Below are 1466 nucleotides of genomic sequence, written 5' to 3'. Positions count from 1 at the left end.
GGCAAGATGGCCGTAAAAGGTGCCGCCAAAGCCATTGGGACACCCGCCAAAGCCGTTTTTAGAGCGATGGACAACATGCCTTCCGTACGTGCCAAAGCGGAGAAGGCAGTCAAAGAGCGTCCAGAAGTGTTCGCTCAAGCCATTCAGGCAGGAGCAGGTGTGGATGACATTATGTTGCATCACCAGCTTGGCGCGTTTGGGGATTCCATACAGGCTGACGGTGTCGGTCTAGACTCAGTTGGTACAAAGGCGAAGTATGCATCATCTACGCCCATAAATAAAGCTAATTTGCGTCGTGGAAATGGCTTCTACGGAGGGCCGCTCAGGCATGCAATTCGGTCTGGAACACTTGATGCCATTGGAGGTACAGTGGCATCTGTGAAGAACACTGTAGCGAACAGCAATCTCGGAATAATTGGGAAAAGCATAAGCAAGGAATATAAAGAGTCCGGGGGTGTACCTGGGGCTATCGCTTCAAGAGTCATACCGAAGATTGGAACCGCTGCGAATGCAGTGAATGGTCGATGGACTGGCTTCGTTGCACAGCCGATGGCTCAGGCGACCGCAAAGTACGCCACAAACCAGCAGCTGAAACAACAACGGATCCATGCGATGCGGTCCCATATGCAAGGCATGATGGAAACCAATTCTCTTGCAGCACGATTGCCGAGTATCAACCATCTGTATGACCCGAAAGAAAACAGGTTCACCGGTTTATCTGCCGCTGAAGAGTCCTATCGAACTGCATACACCAGTCTCGCATCCGCTCTTCAAAGTTCTACGTCTATGAGTACAAAACAGGCCAGAATGGCGATATCGAATATGGAGACTGGATGGAATTCGGGACTTCACGTACAGAATCTATCCTCGTATAGCCCTGAAGTGCAAACGGCTTACCGACAGGCATATTCCAGCTATCGGCCAGCGATGCTTGATAGACGTGCAAAAGATGCAGTGGTCACAGGGAGGCTTCACGTGACACCCCCCGTTGATTTACACAAGAATAGTAAGGTAGGAACTCAAGCGCTTATGCAGGACGCCCGCAATGCCGTTATGTATGGCCGTTAAGAATGCGACTCGGTGAAGTACCTACGCCGAGTCGCATTTATGATCAAAAAACGCCCACGGTACCGTCGTCAAAGTGATAGTGTCTGAGGAAAGGAGGGATGCGGTCGTGCATTGGCTGATCCTACAAATTCGAGATTTACCGTGGTGGATTCCCAGCGTAGCTGCGTTGGCTATTTATTGGCTACCTAAAATTATGCTGTGGCCGTTTCGTCGACTTTTGTGGATTCAAATCCTCGTTGAGGAACAGGCTCAAATGTTGGCGGTGATGGCCCTGGTCGGATTTTACTTGGTGTACACATTGTCGAAGACAGCGGTTCCTTTTGGTGAGATTGCACTATTTATTGTTGCTTGCGGGGCTCTGGGTGGCATAGCCTGGTTGTGTGTCGCAGGCGCCACCT

Annotated in this window: 1 protein-coding gene and 1 pseudogene; both read left to right on the top strand. The window is 50.6% G+C overall.

All coding sequences use genetic code 11. The features are described from left to right. Nucleotides 1-1068: pseudogene (locus AN477_RS25105) on the top strand (hypothetical protein); the annotation flags it as partial. 106 nt (nucleotides 1069-1174) lie between these two features. Further along, the coding region (locus tag AN477_RS17960) for a hypothetical protein (protein ID WP_157062046.1) at nucleotides 1175-1466 on the top strand (292 nt) is incomplete at its 3' end.

The sequence above is a fragment of the Paenalicyclobacillus ferrooxydans genome, from assembly GCF_001399675.1.
In the GTDB taxonomy this organism is placed as follows: domain Bacteria; phylum Bacillota; class Bacilli; order Alicyclobacillales; family Alicyclobacillaceae; genus Alicyclobacillus_B; species Alicyclobacillus_B ferrooxydans.
Note: the sequence above shows the minus strand (reverse complement) of the source record. Positions and strands in the feature narration are given on the sequence as shown.